An 18,906-nucleotide genomic window follows, 5' to 3' on the forward strand; every position below is an offset into this window, starting at 1 on the left:
ATGGTAAAAAATTATCTAGGAATTGATTTAGGAACAACGGAAAGTACCGTGTCTGTAATAGAGATTGAGACACGAAGAGATCAGCCAATGGAAAAGTTAAGGACTTTAGATATTTATCAATATAACAGACATCATCAATTGGATAAAAATATTAAAGGGTTGCAGTCCAGTATCTACATTGATAGAAAAAATAAAGTCGTCTATACGGGGGAGTATGCTAAAGAGCAATATTCTAGTGGAAATATGCCATTGAATACCATTCGTTCTATTAAAACACGAATAGGGGGTGGGTCTATGATAGAGGTGCCATTAAAAAATAATGGCTGGATCTCTTCTATTCGTTCAATTTTTGAGAAAGAAAATTTAAAAAGTTATAATATGACAGAGTTGTCAGCAATTCTTTTAAAGAGTATAAAAAATTCTGTTGAGAAACAGTGTGGTTCTGGTTTTGAGCAGGTGACCATCACAATTCCTTCTGGGTTTGATAGCGATGAGAGAAATGCCACCATAGCAGCTGGAGTGATGGCGGGTTTTAAAAAGGTAAATTTATTAGATGAACCCACAGCTGTTTTGTTAAATTTATTGAATTCGGAAGACGGTCTAACCGAAGTGTCGAGTGGTTTTTTTAATAAACAGAAGAACATTGTTGTTTATGATATCGGCGGCGGAACCCTGGATATCTCGGTTGCCAGTGTAGAAGACAATGAAGGTGATTTTGATGTAAGCATTGTTGGGCGCTCTAAAAGAATGGAGTTTGGTGGTGATGACATAGATAAATACATTGCTTCATATTTTTTGCAAGAATTTGAAAAGATAAACCCTTCTATTGATGAAAGATCACCAGAAGTGCAAGCTAAAATTGTATCAAGAATTGTTTCGCATGCACAAAAACATAAAGTAAACTTTAGCAAAAAAATAGAAAAAGTGTTGGGTAATCCCAGGAGAAGAGAAAGAGTAAAAGAGAGTGTGAATTTTGAAATAATAGATGATTTAAAAGTGTCTGATTTAACTCTTTATGATAGCCTCTTAAGAGATATTTTATCTCCGATAATATCAGCCAATGGTCTGCTTATAAACCCTCTGGACAGAGTGTTAAAGTCTTGTAAGTTAAACGTGTCTGATATTGATTTGGTCGTTCTGACCGGTGGTTCAGCTAAGTTTTATCTTGTTTCAGAGGTGCTAGAACGATACTTTCAAGGAATACATGTTGTCGATTTTACAGAATACAATGCTGTTTCAAAAGGTGCAGCTATTCATAGCTTTAATCAAGGTAATGAGGATTTAAAAAAGATTCAGATTAAAGATATTATGAGTGACTCTATTTATATTAAAAGAAAAAAAGGTTTTGATGAATTAATACCGCATAACCAAGCGTTAGACAGTAATGGGCAGTATGGTTTTGTCTTTGAAGATGTTTTGGATCGACTGGAGTTGTTTTTATATTATGGCTCAGAGGGTGAGGATAAGTGGAAATACAGAGAGATAGGCGGGGTTTTTCATCCACTTGATCGAGGGTATGAAATAGGTGATGAAATAAATTTAGATTGGTCGTTTGATGAGAATAAGATTTTGAAAATTTTTTACAATGGATGTGAACTTGTTAGCTCTAGCCAAGTTAGAAAGCAAAGCAGTGAGCTGCTTGATGATTTTGAGTTGAAGGGGTAGTCAATGGATATATTAAATACGCTTAAAAAAGTTGAAAAGGCATTGGACTTAAGATTTGAACAAGATGGTTCTCTCTATGTATCAAAAGAAGATACTGAAAGCATCAAAAAGGCTTTGTATAGTTCAAGATTTCAAAACATTAATGCTTTCGTTAAAAAGCTGGGTAATAAAGTGGTTGGAAGAGTGATCTTACATAACAGTTGGTTGGTTAACTTTCATAACGATAAAAAAGAGTTGAAACGTATTTTTGATATTGTTGATAAAGATTTTTTAAAAGATATAGCAAAAGATGTGGTGGATGACAAGGTGTTTTCAACGCCTGAATTTAAAAATTTTATAAAGCAATATTATTTGGCGGGGGTTTCATTGAGATCTTGCTATAAATTATATGGGGATTCAACTGAATCAATCCAAAGTCGAGTGACTTGTTTTAAGCGGTATTTAAAAGAAGAGTATGTTTTAGAAAATACTGTGCCCAGTGTTTTGAAGTTTGTAGAGGGTGGTTTTAAGGATTATCCAGAGATATACAACTACATTCAGAACAAAGATTTTGGGTTTTTAAAATCTGTATTTAATGATTGCCCTGATAAGGAGCTGATAGTGGAATGGATTATATCAAATAAAATAAGTGATAAGAAGGATAAGGTGTGGCGTAGTGTTTATTTGTCAAATAAGAGCGCAGCATTGAAAAAATCTATAGAGTATATTGCCAGTGACCCACTGTGGGGTAACCGTACTACTAAGCACCTTATTCAAAAGATGTTGGCAAAGCTTAGTGCGGTGGATGGCTTTGAAGATAGTGTTGTGGATGTTTACAAGAATAATGGCGGTATTAGAATGTTGTTTTTGCATATGCTTGAGCCAGATAGATTTAAAAATAAACCGCTGGCGCATGCAATTTTGGATAGGTTTGAAACTATAGACTTGCCAAATAACAGCGAAGATCATGTGAAAAAAATCAGGGATGGAGAGAGTGGTTCAAGAGATGGATTTAAAACCAAGGATGATGTTATTCAATCTATTTCTAAGGTTGGTCAAGACTTTACAAATTTAAAGACCTTGGAATACTACTGTTTTAAATTAAATAAAACAGGAGTCGAGGTTGTTATTGATGCGTACTCTGAGCATCAGCGTGATGACAACTTAAGACTTATTGTATCCTATTTCTTGGCAAAATTTTTATCAAAGAAGCGTATGCCAAGTGTGTTTTGTGGGATAGACAGTGTGTGTTATATGGATGAGGTGGCAAGGTTTATTGAAGAGTTGAATATTAATACTGAGTTCTCTAAAGAGTTTCTTGTTAATAATGGTAAGAATGATTTGTTGCTAAAGCTAAATCGCAGGTAGGTTTTTAATTTTGATTTAATTAGGAGGTTGTTAAGTGAATAGTAAAGAGTTTGAGTTGAAAAAAATGCGTGAAATTAAAGGTCTTAACATTCAGAATGAATTTATTGAAAAGTTGTTAAGCGGCAATGGCCGCGCTGATATTTTAACTGATAAAAATGAGGCCGATATTAATGTTATTTATGAAGCCAGTAAAAAATACCTTCATAAGCTGGAGAGTAATGAGTTTGAAATAGCAATTGTTGGCTTGGAAAAGGCTGGGAAATCTACTTTTGCAAATGCACTAATTGAAAGTGATGTTCTTCCTTCAGCACCCGAAAGGTGTACGTTTACTTCTACCCGATTGGTGAGTGGTGGTGACAAAGCTACTGTTCATTTTTATGGTAAAGATGAGTTTGATGATATTTTTAAAAATCTTTTAGAAGAAATTGAGTACCCTGATTTTGAAAACCAAAGTCACACGTCTTTAAGTTCTAGTAGTTTTGATCGGTATTTTGAACAGTTAGAGGATAAAAATCCTCAGTTGTTTAAAAATCATGCGGGTAAGACGGATGAGGAGATAAAAGATATTTTGTCTTGTAGAGACAGGCTCACTCTAACGGGGAAGAGTAGGGTGTTTTCTGGTGAAGACTTACAGAAAGATGTGTTTAAATCCTATATCAAAGGTGATAACAAAGGCGCGGATACTTCTAAGCCCAGAAGTGTAAAAAGCATAGAGATTGAATCATCAAATTTGAAGCAGCTAGAAAGTGCCGTTATCTACGATGTCCCTGGGTTTGACTCTCCGACCAAAATACATTTAAGACAAACGGAAGAACGGTTGAAAAAAGCAGATGCGATAATCTTGGTTACAAATGCAGGGAGAAACCCCAGCCTGCAGGGAACAACCCTCAGTGTTATTAACAAAAATACAGATGAAGACGGCATACCCCTAAAAGATAAACTGTTTGTTTTTGGAAATCAGATAGATACGGCCAACAGTGCTGGTGAAGCTGAAGGGAATAAAAAGACGCTTATTAAAGATGTGCTGAAGTATAAAATTGGAGAAAAGAAGCGAGTGTTTGTTGGGTCTGCACTTAAGTATCTTGTTGATAATGGTATCGTTAAGAAGGAGTTTAAGGGTGGTTTTGAGGTTGAATCTGGGATTGGTGAGATAAGAAAGGAGTTGATTTTTTATTATGAAAATGAACGATTTCAAATTTTAAAAAGAAAGATCGACTCAAATAAAAATAAGCTTAAATCAGTTTTTCAAGACGTTCTAAATGTTCGAAAGAAAGGATTTGATGATAAATTTTCAGAGAATGAAAGGGCTAGGATTTTGAGGGGTTCTTGGAAGAATATAGAAGAACAGCTTGAAAGTGGGTTGAATGAATTTAAGTTTAAATTGAAGCATGAGATTTGGGGTGGTAAGTATTTTTCCGAAAAACTTAAAAAAGATATTGAAAATTTTGATTGTTTTCAAGAGATAAACGATGAGTTTGTTAAAAATATTAAAATGAATCAGGACGATAGTTTGACAACAGATGTTCCTGTGGAAAAAATAAATCAACAAATAAGGCGGTTGTTGCATAAAAAATACCTCGAGGGGTTTTCTAATCTTATTAACCAGATGACGGGTGAGAAATCTAGGGAGATTGAAAGCAGATTGCTGGATGTGTTTTCTGTGGCGGTTGCAGGAGAAGCAGACTCTATTATGTTTGATGAGATTAAAATAGACAGTAATGATTTTATAAAAACGCTTACTTCTGGTGTTGCACATAATGAAGGGCGGTTCACCTATTTGATTGAGCGTTTTTCTAGGGATGTCTTTGATGTTTTTATTTCTTCACCTGTTTTAAGTGGGGATAGACATGATAAGTTTAGAGTCTCATATGAAGAGATTTTATATTTAAATACTTTTTATGGTAAAGATGATGGTAGCTTGGTCGATGTTGTTTTGGGTGGAGAGCTTGGTGTTGGGGGTGGGTGGGTTGATAAAAATGACATTAATGAATTGATGGGTTTGGCTGACGAAATTGTTTCATTATCTGCTGATGGAATGAGCCTTGGCTCTGTTATTCGTCGGATGAAAAATGTGAAGAGTCGTATGGGTGTGTTTTCAAATGAAGTGAATTCTATGGCTGATTCAGATATTAAACGAGCAATTGAAAAAATTGATAGAAGTAAGACCGAGGATGAGGTGGTGAAAGAGATTAATAAGGATATTTCTAATTTGAAGGTTTGTTTGATAAAGTCTGTGGTGCCTGCTGTTAACTTAGAGTTGGTGTTCTTTAATGGTGTGGATAAACAGATCAAGCTGTTGATTGAATCATTTAAGTCGAGTGATTCAAAGGGGGGGCTGTTTGATGACTTTATTTCTAAAATAGTTCTTAAAGTGAAACGATCAGAACTGGACGGAATTGATTTAAAGGTGGAGTCTTTAAAGATCCAAAGAGCATTTTTGGAAGAAATGGAAGCCTTCCCATTTTAAATTATCCGGTTGACATACAGGGTTGCCGTATTTGAGGGTTTTCATCACTCAAAGTGATCTCGAAAATCAGCCGAGATTCATTTTGCATTGACGGTTATTAGGGAAATTAGGTCTGTGCGGAATGCCCTCAATCACGTTGTTGGCACACACCGCTGCAAGAGCATGACTTACTGTATGTTTCTCCATATAATTTTCAGACTGTTTGATCTTTGACAAACAGCTCAGCTAATTTCTTCCCAGGCTGTTCAGCGCGCATAAACGCCTCTCCAACTAAAAAAGCATGAACTTGGTTTTTACGCATCAGCTCGACATCCGCTTTTGCATGAATACCACTCTCTGTCACCAGCAGAACACCCTCAGGAATCATCTCCAACATATCCAGCGTGGTGTTTAGGCTGGTCTCAAAGGTACGCAGATTACGATTGTTGATCCCAATCAGTGGTGCGTTGAGGTTGAGGGCGCGTTGCATCTCGGCTCGGTCATGCACTTCCACTAAGACATCCATCCCCAGCTTCGTAGCTAACTGGTGCAGTTCGGCCAGCGGTTGATCTCCCAGTGCGGAGACAATCAGCAAAATACAGTCGGCGCTCATGGCGCGGGCTTCGTAGACTTGATAGGGATCAATAATAAAATCTTTACGAATCACCGGCAGCGTACAGGCGGCTCTTGCCTGTTTTAGGTAAGTTTCGCTGCCCTGAAAAAAGTCACGGTCGGTGAGGACGGAGAGACAGGCTGCTCCGCCCTTTTCATAGCTTTGGGCAAGGTCGGCGGGGATAAAGTGTTCCCGTAATAAGCCTTTGCTGGGCGAGGCTTTTTTGATCTCAGCGATCACCGCCGCATTGCCCGCGTTGATTTTGGTTTGCAGTGCAGCAGTGAAGCCGCGTGGTGAATCGGCGTGCTGCAATTGCTGCTTGAGGTCATCAATGCTGACCGTTTGAGAACGCTCAGCGATCTCTTCATGTTTGCGTTGCAGAATTTTTTGCAGGATGTCGGGGGGACTTTGCATGTTTTTGCTCTAAGTTTATTTGTGATCGTGGGTGAGAGAGCCGCGCAGTAGATCGGTGCAGAGGTTGTTGAGGCTTCGATCGGATTGCGCGGCTCTAATCGCCAGTGCTTTGTGTAAATCTTGACCGACACGCAGGACAAATTTTCCTGAAAAGGTGCGCGTGACCAGAGATGAGGGGAGTGGCAATTCCTCTTCCTGATGGATTTTTACCCATTCTGAAACGATTTCGCACAGTTCACGGTAGACTTCTGTTTCATTGCTGCCATGACAGCAAGGGCCAATCAATCCTGGAGAAGAGCCGATATAACACTGCTCATCATCAGACCATTCAACAAGTTTGAGGTAGCGATCTGCTATTTTCATTTTTTTGCCTCGGCAATTTTTTGCTCAACTTCCCTTTCTTGATAACGACGTGCATCGTTACCTGACTTGCCCGAAAGTGTAATTTTTGCTCCAGAAATATGGAGAAAGTTTCGGTGGCTACCTTTGCCACCTCGATGAGTAAAACCGGCTTTTTCCAATTGAGCGATCAATTCGCGAATTTTTTTGGGCATGATATTATGGTACTGTTTTGGTACTGCTTGTCAACTTGAAACTTGATTACTCAGTGCCACCAACTTCGCCAAACGTTCCGCCCCCTGAACGTTAAGTTTACTGATTCAACTCACCGGACAACTACCCTGATACAGGGGGGGGCTCATGGTCTCTCTCTGGAAAAATTAGGTTGGGTTGTTTTGTAAGGCAATCAGGCTTCTCAGTTCACTGGGGGTGTAGATCGGCAACAGAGTCTGTTTGTAATCTTTGTTGTTGCGAGTGACCAAGCCATCCACGTTACAGTTGGTGGCAGAATAGTACTGAATTGCATCTTCAAAATCATTAAATTGTGAGTTTAATGCACGTTCAACCACGCTGCTGTTGACCTCAGCGATGTGAAACAGAGAGAGTAGGTTTTTGATTTCAATGCGTGCTCGTTTGCGGTTGAGGGCTTTTGAGAGCAAATAATCGAGGGTCGTAATGGTGGTGGCACACAGATAGCCTTCGATGCGGCCTGTTTCGACTGAGCCAATCACTTCTGTGGAGAGTTCAACAAATGGTTTTCGGTTGAGCAGCAGGTCGAGAATGATGTTGGTATCAAATAAGATGTTCAAAGGTACTTTTGCTCTAGATGTTTTTTGTACTCTTCTTCATCGCCTTGTTGCGACTCTAATAAGCCAATGAGTGAACGAGTGATGGGGGGGATTTTATTGGGCTGTTTTTTCTGGTTCAGAAACTGAAAGTAGTCGGCCACGACTTGAGAAAGTGATTTGTCGTTCTGCTTGGCATAACGTTTTGCCTGCTCGATGAGGTTGTCATCTAGGCGTAAGGTGAGCTTGGTCTGCATTAGTGTTCTCTTTTGACGTATTTATATTTTTTAATAATACGTCAAAAGGTTCCGTTAGGGAATGCTTTTTAGGCTTGGCTTAGGGCTACTAACTTCGCTAAACGTTCCGCCGCTTCACCGCTGGCGATCACTTCCAGCGCCTTTTCCACTCCCGCTTCTAAGGTGGTTGTGATGCCCGAAACATAAAGGGCCGCTCCGGCGTTCAGAGCGACAATGTCGCGGGCGGGGGTGGCTTCGTTGGCCAGTACCGATTGGATCATGGCCAGACTCTCTTGAGCACCATCGACGCGGATGTGGCTCAGATCGGCGCGTGGCAGGGCGAACTGTTCGGGGCTGAGTTGATAGGTTTTAATCTCGCCACCTTTCAGCTCGGCCACTAAGGTCTCCGAGGCGATGCTGATCTCATCCAGACCGTCCACAGCGTGAACCACCATCACATGGCGACTGCCGAGTTGTTTTAACACTTCGGCTAAGGGTTCGACCCAATCGGCATCGAAAACCCCCAGCACTTGATTGGGCGCAGAAGCAGGGTTGGTCAGTGGGCCGAGCACATTAAAGAGGGTGCGTACCGCCATCTCTTTACGCGGCCCGATGGCGTGTTTCATCGCGCTGTGGTGTTTGGGGGCAAACAGAAACCCAACGCCGATCTCTTCGATGCAGTGCGCGACTTGTTCGGGGCTGAGGTCGAGATTGACCCCTGCCGCTTCCAGCACGTCGGCGCTGCCGGATTTGCTGGAGACGGAGCGGTTGCCGTGTTTGGCCACCTGTGCGCCTGCCGCTGCGGCAACAAAGGCGCTGGCGGTGGAGATGTTGAAGCTGCCTGAGGCATCGCCGCCAGTACCGCAGGTGTCCACTAAATGTTCGCCGGAGACCGGCACTTTGCTGGCCAGTTCGCGCATGACGCGGGCGGCAGCTACGATTTCATCGACGGTCTCGCCTTTCATTCGTAAGCCGATCAGAAAGCCACCAATTTGTGCGTCGGTGGCGTGACCGGTCATGATCAAACGCATGGTGTCAGTCATCATTTCGCTGCTGAGATCGTGGTGTTCCATCACGGTGGTAATGGCGGTGTGCATGCTCATGGTGTTCTGCTCCCTACAAAGGTGGATTGCTTACATCTTTAAAAAATTGGCGAGAAGGTCGTGACCGTGTTGGGTCAAGATGGATTCGGGGTGAAACTGCACGCCTTCGATGGGCAGGCTTTTGTGGCGTACGCCCATGATCTCATCCCGCTCACCGGCTTCGTTTTCAGTCCACGCGGTGACCTCCAAGCAGTTGGGCAGCGAGGCTGTTTCGATCACCAGTGAGTGGTAACGGGTTGCTTGATACGGGTTGCTCAAACCCTGAAAAACGCCGCTGCCGTGGTGATGAATCAGCGAGGTTTTGCCGTGCATGATCTCTTTGGCGTGGACGATGTTGCCACCAAACACCTGGCCGATGCTCTGATGCCCCAAGCAGACCCCCAGAATCGGCAGCTTGCCTGTGTAGTGTTCAATGGTCTGCATGGAGATGCCCGCTTCATTGGGGGTGCAAGGGCTAGGGGAGATCATAATGCGTTCAGGGTTCAGCGCCTCGATCTGTTCGAGTGTGATTTGATCGTTGCGCTGCACCACGACCTCTGCGCCCAGCTCGCCGAGGTATTGCACCAAGTTGTAGGTGAATGAATCGTAGTTGTCGATCATCAAGACCATGTTGTTTGCTCCAAAAGTGTCGAGATGACGGTTAGCGATGACGATGGCCGCCATTAAGACCGGCCTCAGCTTTGCTTACGGCGCGAAAGACGGCGCGGCCTTTGTTCATGGTTTCTGCCCATTCGCTTTCTGGCACTGAATCATAAACGATGCCCGCACCCGCTTGAATGTGCAGCTTGCCCTCTTTGATCACGGCGGTGCGAATGGCGATGGCGGTGTCCATGTTGCCGTTCCATGAAAGATAACCCACTGCACCGGAGTAGATGCCGCGTTTGACCGGCTCCAGTTCGTCGATGATCTCCATTGCGCGCACTTTGGGTGCGCCGCTGACGGTTCCGGCGGGAAAGGTGGCGCGCAAAACGTCCATCGCGCTGAGGTTGGGTTTCAGCGTGCCGGTGACGTTGGAGACGATGTGCATCACATGGGAGTAGCGTTCGATGATCATTTTATCGGTTAACTTGACGCTGCCGGTTTGGCTCACCCGGCCTGCATCGTTGCGGCCTAAGTCGATCAGCATCAGATGTTCCGCCCGCTCTTTCGGGTCGGCCAACAGCTCTTTTTCCAGTGCCAAATCGTGGCGTTCATCCACGCCCCGAGGCCGAGTTCCGGCGATGGGGCGCACGGTGACTTCGTTTTCTTCCAGACGCACTAAGATTTCCGGTGAGGAGCCGACGACTTGATGATCCTGTAGGTCGAGATAATACATGTAGGGCGATGGGTTTAAGTTGCGCAGGGCGCGGTAGAGATCCAACGGTGGGGCTTGAAAGGGGATTGAAAGCCGTTGGGACAGCACCACCTGCATAACATCGCCGTCAATAATGTATTCACGGGCTTTAGCAACAGCCGCTTTGTAACCGGTCTCGGTGAAGCCAGAGATAAAGTCGCTTTCTTGTACTGAACGCGGCGTTTTCAGAGTTTGATAGCCGTCGTGGTTTGGGGCGCTGGCGAGCTTTTTTTGCAGTTGATCCAGCCGTTGCTGTCCGACGTGGTAGGCGTTTTCTGTTTGTGGATCGACCTGCACGATGATGGAAAGTGTGCCGCTTAAGTTATCAAACACCACCACTTCTTCGGAGAGCATCAATAAAATATCGGGTGTGTTTAGCTCATCGGGTTTTGTGCAGACACCCAATCGAGGCTCGATGTAACGCACCGTATCGTAACCAAAATAGCCCACCAAGCCACCGCTGAAGCGAGGCAATCCTTCGATTTCGGGAACGCGGTATTTTGCCTGTTCCGTTTCGATCCAAGCCAGCGGGTCGGCCACGGTTTCGGTGTGAATGAGCGTGCCGTCCCGTTCGACTTCGATTTGTTGACCAATAACCTTAATGACCTGACGGCAGGGCAGACCGATGATGGAGTAACGTCCCCACTTTTCACCGCCGTGTACCGATTCAAACAGATAGGAGTAAGGGCCATTGGCCAATTTTAGGTAGGTGGAGAGAGGGGTGTCCAGATCCGCCAATACCTCACGACTGAGAGGGATGCGGTTGTAACCTTGTTGGCTAAATTTTTTGAATTGTTGGGGGGTCATAGAAGATCACTTTTTAAGACAGAGGCGAAAAACGGGTGGGATGGATAGGGTTTAATGGAACCATCGCCAGCGGTTTCTGCTTGGAGTAAAAACGAACATTATGAACCTTTAATTATGAGGTGTTGAGCTAGGCTTTTTGCACTAACCCAACGGGATAAAAGAACCTACTCGGGATAAAAGAACCTACTGTTCTAGCAGGGCTTCGATCTCTTGCATCGAGTCCACCACGGCATCGGGGTTGTAGTTGCGAATGTCTTCGCCGTGATTGTAACCGTAGCTCATGCAAATGATCTGAAAACCCGCCGCTCGTGCCGCTTTAACGTCACTTTTGGAATCACCTAACATCATCGCATCTGTTGGTGCTACGCCCATTTTTTCTGCGGCGTGCAGCAGGGGCAGGGGGTCGGGCTTTTTCTTCGCCAAGGTATCGCCACTGACGATGATCTCAAAATAGTCAAAAATGCCCAGATCTTTTAGCAGCGGCAGGGTGAACTGCGCCGCTTTGTTGGTCACACAGCCGATCTGATAACCGGCTTTTTGCATGTAAGCCAAACCCTCGACCACCCCAGGATAGAGGCAGCTGCGTTTGCTGGTGTTGTCGGCGTACAGATCCATAAAGATCGGTAACGCTTTGGCGTACAACGTCGCTTCAGGCTCCCCATCCAGTTGGTTCAGGAGGCCGCGTTTCACCAGTCGTTCAACGCCGTTGCCGACCCATTGGCGCACCGCTGCTTCACCTCGAATGGGCAGATCCAGCGCGATCATCATTTGATCAATGCAGTAGGCCAGATCGGGCACGCTGTCCACCAGTGTGCCGTCAACGTCAATCAACAGCATTTTGGGTTTGCGAAGAGCCATCTTTAGCTGCCTGCTTTGGCCAGTTCGGCGCGCATGTCAGCCAAAATGGTGTTGTAGACGTTGGTATCGCTGCTGTTTTTAGCACCGAAAATGGCAGAACCGGCGACAAACATATCGGCACCTGCTTCTTTGATTTCGCGGATGTTGTTGGTTTTCACGCCGCCATCCACTTCCAAACGGATGTCGTAACCGGACTCGTCAATCAGTTTGCGTGCTTCACGCAGTTTGTCGAGGGTGGCAGGGATGAAACTTTGACCGCCAAAACCGGGGTTAACGGACATCAACAAAACGACATCGACTTTGTCCAGTACGTATTTGAGTGCGTCTAGAGAAGTCGCAGGGTTGAAAACCAGACCGGATTTACAGCCGTTCTCTTTGATTAACTGCAAGGTACGATCAACGTGTTCTGAGGCTTCGGGGTGGAAGGTGATGTAGCTGGCACCGGCTTTGGCAAAATCAGGGATGATGCGATCAACGGGTTTGACCATCAAATGCACATCAATGTCAGCGGTCACGCCGTGGCTGCGCAGAGCGTCACACACCAACGGCCCGATGGTCAGGTTGGGAACGTAGTGGTTGTCCATCACATCAAAGTGAACCACGTCCGCGCCAGAGGCCAAAACGTTATCGACCTCTTCTCCTAAACGAGCAAAGTCAGCGGATAGGATGGAGGGTGCAATTAAGTCTGTAGCCATGAGTGTGTGCCTCTTCATTGAATGCGAGCAAAATAAAGTAGGCGACTTTACCCCATTGCCGCACGCTCATCAATGCAGGCAGATCCTATTTATGCCTGCATTGATTATTTCAATATCCCTAAAAGATCTGAAAAATTGAGGTAGAAAGGGGTGGCTTCTGGCTTTTTTCCGAGTTATTGCTTGCCGAACCTTCTTAACTAGGCGAAAATGCGCCCTCAATTTTTAATAGGGCTTTACATCACAAGGTTGTGGTGGCGATTGGCTGGGAGGCTGCCCTTGTTCAAAAACTAAACAGACCGTCTTGCTCCAGCGTTCATTTAGATGGACGTTGGCGACAGAATCTTAGAACTTAGAAACGTTAAAGGGGAATCTTAATGCCTTCGCGCAGAGATCTTGCTAATGCTATTCGTGCCTTGAGCATGGACGCTGTTCAGAAAGCCAACTCAGGTCACCCTGGTGCTCCAATGGGTATGGCTGATATTGCTGAAGTGTTGTGGAACAGTCACATGGATCACAACCCCAGCAACCCAGATTGGGCGGATCGTGACCGCTTTATCCTCTCCAACGGTCATGGCTCAATGCTGATCTACTCTCTGCTGCATTTGACCGGCTACGATCTCTCCATTGACGATCTGAAAAATTTCCGTCAATTGCACTCCAAAACCCCAGGTCATCCTGAATACGGTTATGCACCGGGTGTGGAAACCACCACTGGCCCTCTGGGTCAGGGCATCACCAACGGTGTCGGCATGGCCATCGCTGAACGTGCGCTGGCAGCGGAGTTCAACCGCGACGGCCACACCGTTGTGGATCACAACACCTTCGTCTTCTTGGGCGACGGTTGTTTGATGGAAGGCATTTCTCACGAAGCGTGTTCTTTGGCGGGTACCTTGGGTCTGGGCAAATTGATCGCCTTCTGGGACGACAACGGCATCTCCATTGACGGTCACGTTGACGGCTGGTTTAGCGACGATACCCCCGCACGTTTTGAAGCCTACGGTTGGCAGGTGATCTCGGTTGATGGTCACAACGCCGATAAAATCAGCGCCGCCATTGACGCCGCTAAGGCAGAAGGTGGCAAACCCACCATGATTTGCTGCAAAACCGTGATCGGTTTTGGTTCTCCTAATAAGTCGGGTTCACACTCTTGTCACGGCGCGCCTCTGGGCGACGATGAAAATGCCCTGACCAAAGAAGCCTTGGGCTGGACTGCGGCTCCGTTTGAAATCCCTGCGGACATTGCGGCGGGTTGGGATGCCAACGAAGCCGGTAAGAGCAAAGAAGCGACTTGGAATGAGACTTTCGCAGCGTATGAAGCAGCTCACCCTGAGTTGGCAGTAGAGTTTAATCGTCGCATGGCCGACGAACGTCCTGCGGATTGGGCGGAAAAATCAGCGGCTTTCATTCAAGAGTGCAACGACAAAGGCGAAAGCAAAGCAACACGTCAAGCCTCTTTGGCTTCCATTGAAGCGTACTCTCATGCCTTGCCTGAGCTGTTTGGTGGTTCTGCGGATCTGGGTTGCTCCAACTTGACCGAATGGTCGGGCTTCAAAGCAATGCGTGCTGATATTCCTGACTGCAACTACATCAACTACGGTGTGCGTGAGTTTGCCATGTCAGCGATCATGAACGGCATCGCATTGCATGGCGGTTATGTGCCTTTCGGCGCGACCTTCTTGATGTTCTCTGAGTACGCCCGTAACGCTCTGCGGATGGCGGCTTTGATGAAGCAGCGCGCTCTGTTTGTCTACACCCATGACTCCATTGGTCTGGGTGAAGACGGTCCGACCCACCAAGCCGTTGAGCAGATTCCAACCTTGCGTTTGATCCCCAACATGCACGTTTGGCGTCCCTGTGACACCGTTGAAAGTGCCACTGCTTGGGCTGAAGCCGTTGATCGTGCTGATGGTCCGAGTTGCTTGATCTTCTCTCGTCAAGCGTTGCCGCATCAAACCCGCAGCGCCGCGCAGATCGAAGAGATCAAAAAAGGCGGTTACGTCTTGGTTGATTGTGATGGCACCCCAGATTGCATCGTCATTGCCACTGGCTCTGAAGTGGGTCTGGCAGTGGATGCGGCGAAAGCCAGCAGCAAAAAAGTACGTGTGGTCTCCATGCCCAACACCAATGCCTTTGACGCACAAGATGCGGCTTATAAAGAGTCGGTCTTACCCAGCGCCGTGACGGCTCGGGTTGCGGTTGAAGCAGCGGTTACTGACGGCTGGTGGAAATACGTCGGCATGAACGGCAAGGTGATCGGCATCGACACCTTCGGTGAGTCTGCGCCTGCGGGTGAGCTGTTTAAAATGTTTGGTTTCACCGTCGAAGCGGTGGGTGCTGCGATTGATGATGTCAGTGCGTAGCTGATTTTGATGGGGTGCTTTGAGTGCCCCATTGAGCTGCTTACGCCGACGCACAGAATTTATGTAAGATAATTGATGGAGTTTCCTTATGACGATTAAAGTAGGTATTAATGGTTTTGGCCGCATTGGCCGTATGGCGTTCCGCGCAATTGCTAAAGATTTCGCTGGCGACATGGAAGTGGTTGGCATTAACGATTTGCTCGATGCAGACTACTTGGCTTACATGCTCAAGTACGATTCAGTACATGGCAACTTCGACGGTGACGTCTCGGTTGATGGCAACAACTTGCTTGTAAATGGCAAAACCATCCGTTTGACCGCAGAACGTGATCCAGCCAATTTGGCGTGGTCTGACATCGGTGCTGATCTGGTGATCGAATGCACCGGTTTCTTCCTCACCGAAGAGACCTGTCAGAAGCACATCGATGCGGGCGCAAAGAAAGTGGTGATGTCTGCTCCTTCTAAAGACGGTACGCCGATGTTTGTTCACGGTGTGAACCATGAAACTTACGCCGGTCAAGCGATTGTTTCAGCGGCCTCTTGTACTACCAACTGCTTGGCTCCTGTGGCCAAAGTATTGAACGACAACTGGGGCATCAAACGGGGTCTGATGACCACCGTGCATGCGGCAACCGCTACCCAGAAAACCGTTGATGGTCCTTCAATGAAAGATTGGCGCGGTGGTCGTGGCATTCTGGAAAACATCATTCCCTCTTCTACCGGTGCGGCGAAAGCGGTGGGTGTGGTTTTGCCTGAGCTGAACGGCAAACTGACCGGCATGGCGTTCCGCGTGCCTACCTCCGATGTTTCTGTGGTTGATTTGACCATCGAACTGGAAAAAGAAGCCTCTTACGAGGAGATCTGTGCAGCCATGAAAGCGGCTTCAGAAAGCGGCCCTATGAGCGAAACCTTGGGTTACACCGACGAGAAAGTGGTTTCTACCGACTTCCGTGGCTGTAGCAAGTCCTCCATCTTTGATGAAGGTGCAGGCATCGCTTTGGACGGTACCTTTGTGAAAGTGGTTTCTTGGTACGACAACGAGTACGGTTACACCTGTAACATGCTGCGTTTCGTCAAACACGTTGCGGCGTAGTTGACCTAAGCCTCTTTTTGACCCCCTGGGGTCGGGAGAGGTTTTAACTAAGGTGTCTGTTTTAGTTAAAACCTTTCGTCTTAATTATTGTTAATAATTCGATCCATTTTTAAGGAGATTTTCTATGTCTTTTATCAAGTTGACCGATCTTGATCTGGCTGGCAAACGTGTCTTGATCCGTGCCGACCTGAATGTTCCTGTTAAAGAGGGCAAAGTGACCTCCGATGCACGCATCACTGCGTCCATGCCCAGTGTTGAACACTGCTTGGCTGCCGGTGCCAAAGTGATGGTGATGTCCCATCGTGGTCGCCCTGAAGAGGGGGTTTACTCCGAAGAGAATTCAATGGCTCCCATTGCCGCCACCATGAGTGAAAAATTGGGCAAAGACGTACGCCTGATCAAAGAGTATTTGGACGGCGGTTTTGAGGTTGCTAACGGCGAGGTGGTGCTGTTGGAAAACGTGCGTTTCAATGCCGGTGAGAAAAAAGACGACGTTGATTTAGCGAAAAAATACGCTGCACTTTGTGATGTGTTTGTGATGGACGCCTTTGGTACCGCGCACCGGGCGCAAGCGTCAACCCACGGTGTGGGGCAAAATGCCCCTACCGCCTGTGCTGGTCTGCTGTTGGCCAGTGAGCTGGACAGTTTGGCCAAAGCTTTGGCCAATCCAGCACGTCCGATGGTGGCGATTGTCGGCGGCTCCAAGGTTTCAACCAAACTGACCGTATTGGAAGCGTTGTCTGAAAAAGTCGATCAGCTGGTTGTGGGGGGCGGTATCGCCAACACCTTCTTGAAAGCGATGGGGCATAACGTCGGTAAATCGCTCTGCGAAGACGATCTGGTGGATACGGCCAAAGTATTGATTGAGAAGATGAAAAATCGTGGCGCGAACATTCCCATCGCCACCGATGTGGTGTGTGGCAAAGAGTTCAGCGAAACCGCTGAAGCGACCTTGAAAGCCGCAGGTGATGTGGAAGACGACGATATGATTTTTGACATCGGTCCAGAATCGGCCAAAGAGCTGGCTGAGATCATCAGCAAAGCGGGTACCATCGTTTGGAATGGTCCGGTGGGTGTGTTTGAGTTTGATCAGTTTGGTGCTGGTACCGAAGTGGTTTCCAGAGCGATTGCTGAAGCGGATGGTTTCTCTCTGGCCGGTGGTGGTGATACCATCGCGGCAATTCAAAAATACGATCTGTACGACAAAGTGTCTTATATTTCTACTGCCGGTGGTGCGTTCTTGGAGTATCTGGAAGGTAAAACATTGCCCGCAGTGGCGATGTTGGAAGCACGGGCTAAGTAGTGTTTATATCGGCTTGCCCTTAGCAAGCCGATTTTTTATATAACAGAGAAAAGGTTATCGCGTGAGAAGAACGAAGATTCTGGCAACTCTGGGACCCGCAAGTGAGTCCCCTGAAATGGTTGAGAAGGTAATTCTTGCTGGGGCGGACGTGGTGCGTCTCAATTTTTCTCACGGCAGTCATGATGAACATCGTGAGCGCGCTCGTTTGGTGCGTGAGGTGTCTAAAAAGCATAATCGTTGTGTGGGTATTTTGGGCGATCTTCAAGGGCCTAAAATTCGCACTGACCGTTTTGTAGAGGGCAAAGTGACTCTTGAGCAGGGTGATGTCTTTACACTGGATGCGGAACTGGATCGTGATGCCGGTACAAAGGCTTCTGTGGGCATTACTTACAAAGCCTTGCCGAAAGACGTCAATGTAGAAGACTATCTGATTTTAGATGACGGTCGTCTGGTATTGAAAGTGACCTCAATTGAGGGTGCTAAGATTCACACTACCGTTGAAGTGGGTGGGTTGTTGTCCAATAACAAGGGCATCAATCGTCGTGGTGGTGGGCTGTCTGCTCCTGCGATTACAGAAAAAGATCGGGCGGATATTTTATTGGCTGCTGAGATTCAAGTGGATTTTCTAGCGGTCTCTTTTCCGCGCAACGCCGCAGACATCAACTACGCGCGTAAATTGCTGCGTGAAGCCGGTGGTACCGGTGCAATTGTTGCTAAGATTGAACGCGCTGAAATTATGGGTGTGATTGACGAGGCGATTGAAGCCTCTGATGTGATTATGATTGCCCGTGGTGATCTCGGGGTTGAGATCGGTGATGCTGAACTGCCAGCGGTACAGAAAGAGCTGATCAATAAAAGTCGTATTGCGAATAAAATCGTTATTACGGCCACGCAGATGATGGAGTCGATGATCGAAAACCCGATCCCGACCCGTGCAGAAGTGTTTGATGTTGCCAATGCGGTGATGGACGGCACCGATGCGGTGATGTTATCCGCTGAATCTGCCGCAGGTAAACACCCAGAGAAAGCCATTGAGGCGATGGGGCGCATTTGCGAAACGGCTGAACAGCATGTGAATGCAAAAAAATCCTCTCATCGGATCAACTCAACCTTTGAGTTTATTGATGAAGGCATCGCCATGAGCGCCATGTATGCAGCCAATCATTTAGGTGTGAAAGCCATTGCGGCCATGACCGAATCCGGTTCCACGCCGCTTTGGATGTCGCGCATCAGCTCGGCTATTCCGATTTATGCACTGACCCGTAACGACCACACCAGCAGTAAAGTGACTCTGTATCGCGGTGTGCATCCGATGAAGTTTCAGACCATTTACAACAGCCATGCGGAAGCTAATAAAGCGGTGGTGGATGTGTTGAAACAGTCGGGTGCGGTGGAAGATGGCGATTTAGTCATTATCACCAAAGGCGATTTGATGGGGGTGCATGGCGGCACCAATGCGATGAAAATTGTGCGTGTCGGTGAGTTGATTGAAGCCGATACCTAAAAGAC

The 18,906-nt window shown here is 46.6% G+C and carries 17 protein-coding genes; 7 read left to right on the forward strand and 10 right to left on the reverse strand.

Going from position 1 to position 18,906, the window contains the following annotated elements; genetic code table 11:
• The 3 genes from Q9O24_02345 to Q9O24_02355 are packed head-to-tail and all read left to right on the forward strand — an operon-like array spanning window position 1 to window position 5,479.
• The gene (locus Q9O24_02345) at window positions 1-1,665 is read left to right on the forward strand and encodes an Hsp70 family protein (protein MDQ7074000.1); all 1,665 of its coding nucleotides are present in this window, start codon (window positions 1-3) and stop codon (window positions 1,663-1,665) included.
• Between the two features lie 3 nt (window positions 1,666-1,668).
• Window positions 1,669-3,012, forward strand: a complete 1,344-nt coding sequence (locus Q9O24_02350; GenBank protein ID MDQ7074001.1) for a hypothetical protein — start codon at window positions 1,669-1,671, stop codon at window positions 3,010-3,012.
• Between the two features lie 34 nt (window positions 3,013-3,046).
• Window positions 3,047-5,479: a dynamin family protein gene (locus tag Q9O24_02355; GenBank protein MDQ7074002.1), complete on the forward strand. Its 2,433-nt coding sequence runs from the start codon at window positions 3,047-3,049 to the stop codon at window positions 5,477-5,479.
• A 193-nt stretch (window positions 5,480-5,672) separates the two neighbouring features.
• On the opposite strand, the gene trpC is transcribed toward Q9O24_02355, so the two are convergent.
• The 10 genes from trpC to rpe form a co-directional block, all read right to left on the reverse strand.
• Entirely contained in the window at window positions 5,673-6,485 is an 813-nt protein-coding gene (gene trpC, locus Q9O24_02360; GenBank protein ID MDQ7074003.1) for an indole-3-glycerol phosphate synthase TrpC, read from the reverse strand.
• A 15-nt stretch (window positions 6,486-6,500) separates the two neighbouring features.
• The gene (locus tag Q9O24_02365; protein ID MDQ7074004.1) at window positions 6,501-6,848 is read right to left on the reverse strand and encodes a toxin-antitoxin system HicB family antitoxin; all 348 of its coding nucleotides are present in this window, start codon (window positions 6,846-6,848) and stop codon (window positions 6,501-6,503) included.
• Window positions 6,845-7,039: a type II toxin-antitoxin system HicA family toxin gene (locus Q9O24_02370; GenBank protein MDQ7074005.1), complete on the reverse strand. Its 195-nt coding sequence runs from the start codon at window positions 7,037-7,039 to the stop codon at window positions 6,845-6,847. Before Q9O24_02370 ends, Q9O24_02365 begins: the two co-directional genes overlap by 4 nt.
• A gap of 165 nt (window positions 7,040-7,204) precedes the next feature.
• The gene (locus Q9O24_02375) at window positions 7,205-7,633 is read right to left on the reverse strand and encodes a PIN domain-containing protein (protein ID MDQ7074006.1); all 429 of its coding nucleotides are present in this window, start codon (window positions 7,631-7,633) and stop codon (window positions 7,205-7,207) included.
• Window positions 7,630-7,866 (reverse strand): DUF6364 family protein, encoded by a 237-nt coding sequence (locus tag Q9O24_02380; GenBank protein MDQ7074007.1) that lies wholly within the window; start codon window positions 7,864-7,866, stop codon window positions 7,630-7,632. Before Q9O24_02380 ends, Q9O24_02375 begins: the two co-directional genes overlap by 4 nt.
• A 68-nt stretch (window positions 7,867-7,934) precedes the next feature.
• On the reverse strand, window positions 7,935-8,948 hold the full coding sequence (gene trpD / locus Q9O24_02385) for an anthranilate phosphoribosyltransferase (GenBank protein ID MDQ7074008.1): 1,014 nt from the start codon (window positions 8,946-8,948) through the stop codon (window positions 7,935-7,937).
• A gap of 30 nt (window positions 8,949-8,978) precedes the next feature.
• Window positions 8,979-9,557, reverse strand: coding sequence for an aminodeoxychorismate/anthranilate synthase component II (locus Q9O24_02390; protein MDQ7074009.1), 579 nt, complete (start codon window positions 9,555-9,557; stop codon window positions 8,979-8,981).
• 31 nt (window positions 9,558-9,588) lie between these two features.
• Window positions 9,589-11,088, reverse strand: coding sequence for an anthranilate synthase component I (gene trpE / locus Q9O24_02395; protein MDQ7074010.1), 1,500 nt, complete (start codon window positions 11,086-11,088; stop codon window positions 9,589-9,591).
• A 183-nt stretch (window positions 11,089-11,271) separates the two neighbouring features.
• Window positions 11,272-11,946 (reverse strand): phosphoglycolate phosphatase, encoded by a 675-nt coding sequence (locus tag Q9O24_02400; GenBank protein ID MDQ7074011.1) that lies wholly within the window; start codon window positions 11,944-11,946, stop codon window positions 11,272-11,274.
• 2 nt (window positions 11,947-11,948) lie between these two features.
• Complete coding sequence (gene rpe / locus Q9O24_02405) at window positions 11,949-12,641, reverse strand: ribulose-phosphate 3-epimerase (protein MDQ7074012.1); 693 nt, start codon at window positions 12,639-12,641, stop codon at window positions 11,949-11,951.
• A gap of 374 nt (window positions 12,642-13,015) precedes the next feature.
• On the opposite strand from rpe, the gene tkt reads away from it, so the two are divergent.
• The 4 genes from tkt to pyk all read left to right on the forward strand — a co-directional run bounded on the left by tkt (window position 13,016) and on the right by pyk (window position 18,901).
• The gene (gene tkt / locus Q9O24_02410; GenBank protein MDQ7074013.1) at window positions 13,016-15,001 is read left to right on the forward strand and encodes a transketolase; all 1,986 of its coding nucleotides are present in this window, start codon (window positions 13,016-13,018) and stop codon (window positions 14,999-15,001) included.
• Between the two features lie 88 nt (window positions 15,002-15,089).
• Window positions 15,090-16,094, forward strand: a complete 1,005-nt coding sequence (gap, locus tag Q9O24_02415; protein MDQ7074014.1) for a type I glyceraldehyde-3-phosphate dehydrogenase — start codon at window positions 15,090-15,092, stop codon at window positions 16,092-16,094.
• Window positions 16,095-16,218: 124 nt separating this feature from the next.
• Window positions 16,219-17,397 carry a phosphoglycerate kinase gene (locus tag Q9O24_02420; protein MDQ7074015.1) on the forward strand — a complete coding sequence of 393 codons (1,179 nt, stop codon included), beginning with the start codon at window positions 16,219-16,221 and terminating at the stop codon, window positions 17,395-17,397.
• Between the two features lie 61 nt (window positions 17,398-17,458).
• The gene (gene pyk, locus Q9O24_02425) at window positions 17,459-18,901 is read left to right on the forward strand and encodes a pyruvate kinase (GenBank protein ID MDQ7074016.1); all 1,443 of its coding nucleotides are present in this window, start codon (window positions 17,459-17,461) and stop codon (window positions 18,899-18,901) included.
• Window positions 18,902-18,906 lie beyond the last annotated feature (5 nt).

It is taken from the genome of Gammaproteobacteria bacterium (assembly GCA_030949385.1).
Classification (GTDB): Bacteria; Pseudomonadota; Gammaproteobacteria; order JAUZRS01; family JAUZRS01; genus JAUZRS01.

Bases quoted from the DNA above. Each gene is read 5' to 3' on its own strand.
- Q9O24_02345 (MDQ7074000.1), top strand. From the start codon at position 1: ATGGTAAAAAATTATCTAGGAATTGATTTAGGAACAACGGAAAGTACC.
- Q9O24_02350 (MDQ7074001.1), top strand. From the start codon at position 1,669: ATGGATATATTAAATACGCTTAAAAAAGTTGAAAAGGCATTGGACTTA.
- trpC (MDQ7074003.1), bottom strand. From the start codon at position 6,485: ATGCAAAGTCCCCCCGACATCCTGCAAAAAATTCTGCAACGCAAACAT.
- Q9O24_02365 (MDQ7074004.1), bottom strand. From the start codon at position 6,848: ATGAAAATAGCAGATCGCTACCTCAAACTTGTTGAATGGTCTGATGAT.
- Q9O24_02370 (MDQ7074005.1), bottom strand. From the start codon at position 7,039: ATGCCCAAAAAAATTCGCGAATTGATCGCTCAATTGGAAAAAGCCGGT.
- Q9O24_02380 (MDQ7074007.1), bottom strand. From the start codon at position 7,866: ATGCAGACCAAGCTCACCTTACGCCTAGATGACAACCTCATCGAGCAG.
- trpD (MDQ7074008.1), bottom strand. From the start codon at position 8,948: ATGAGCATGCACACCGCCATTACCACCGTGATGGAACACCACGATCTC.
- Q9O24_02390 (MDQ7074009.1), bottom strand. From the start codon at position 9,557: ATGGTCTTGATGATCGACAACTACGATTCATTCACCTACAACTTGGTG.
- trpE (MDQ7074010.1), bottom strand. From the start codon at position 11,088: ATGACCCCCCAACAATTCAAAAAATTTAGCCAACAAGGTTACAACCGC.
- Q9O24_02400 (MDQ7074011.1), bottom strand. From the start codon at position 11,946: ATGGCTCTTCGCAAACCCAAAATGCTGTTGATTGACGTTGACGGCACA.
- rpe (MDQ7074012.1), bottom strand. From the start codon at position 12,641: ATGGCTACAGACTTAATTGCACCCTCCATCCTATCCGCTGACTTTGCT.
- tkt (MDQ7074013.1), top strand. From the start codon at position 13,016: ATGCCTTCGCGCAGAGATCTTGCTAATGCTATTCGTGCCTTGAGCATG.
- gap (MDQ7074014.1), top strand. From the start codon at position 15,090: ATGACGATTAAAGTAGGTATTAATGGTTTTGGCCGCATTGGCCGTATG.
- Q9O24_02420 (MDQ7074015.1), top strand. From the start codon at position 16,219: ATGTCTTTTATCAAGTTGACCGATCTTGATCTGGCTGGCAAACGTGTC.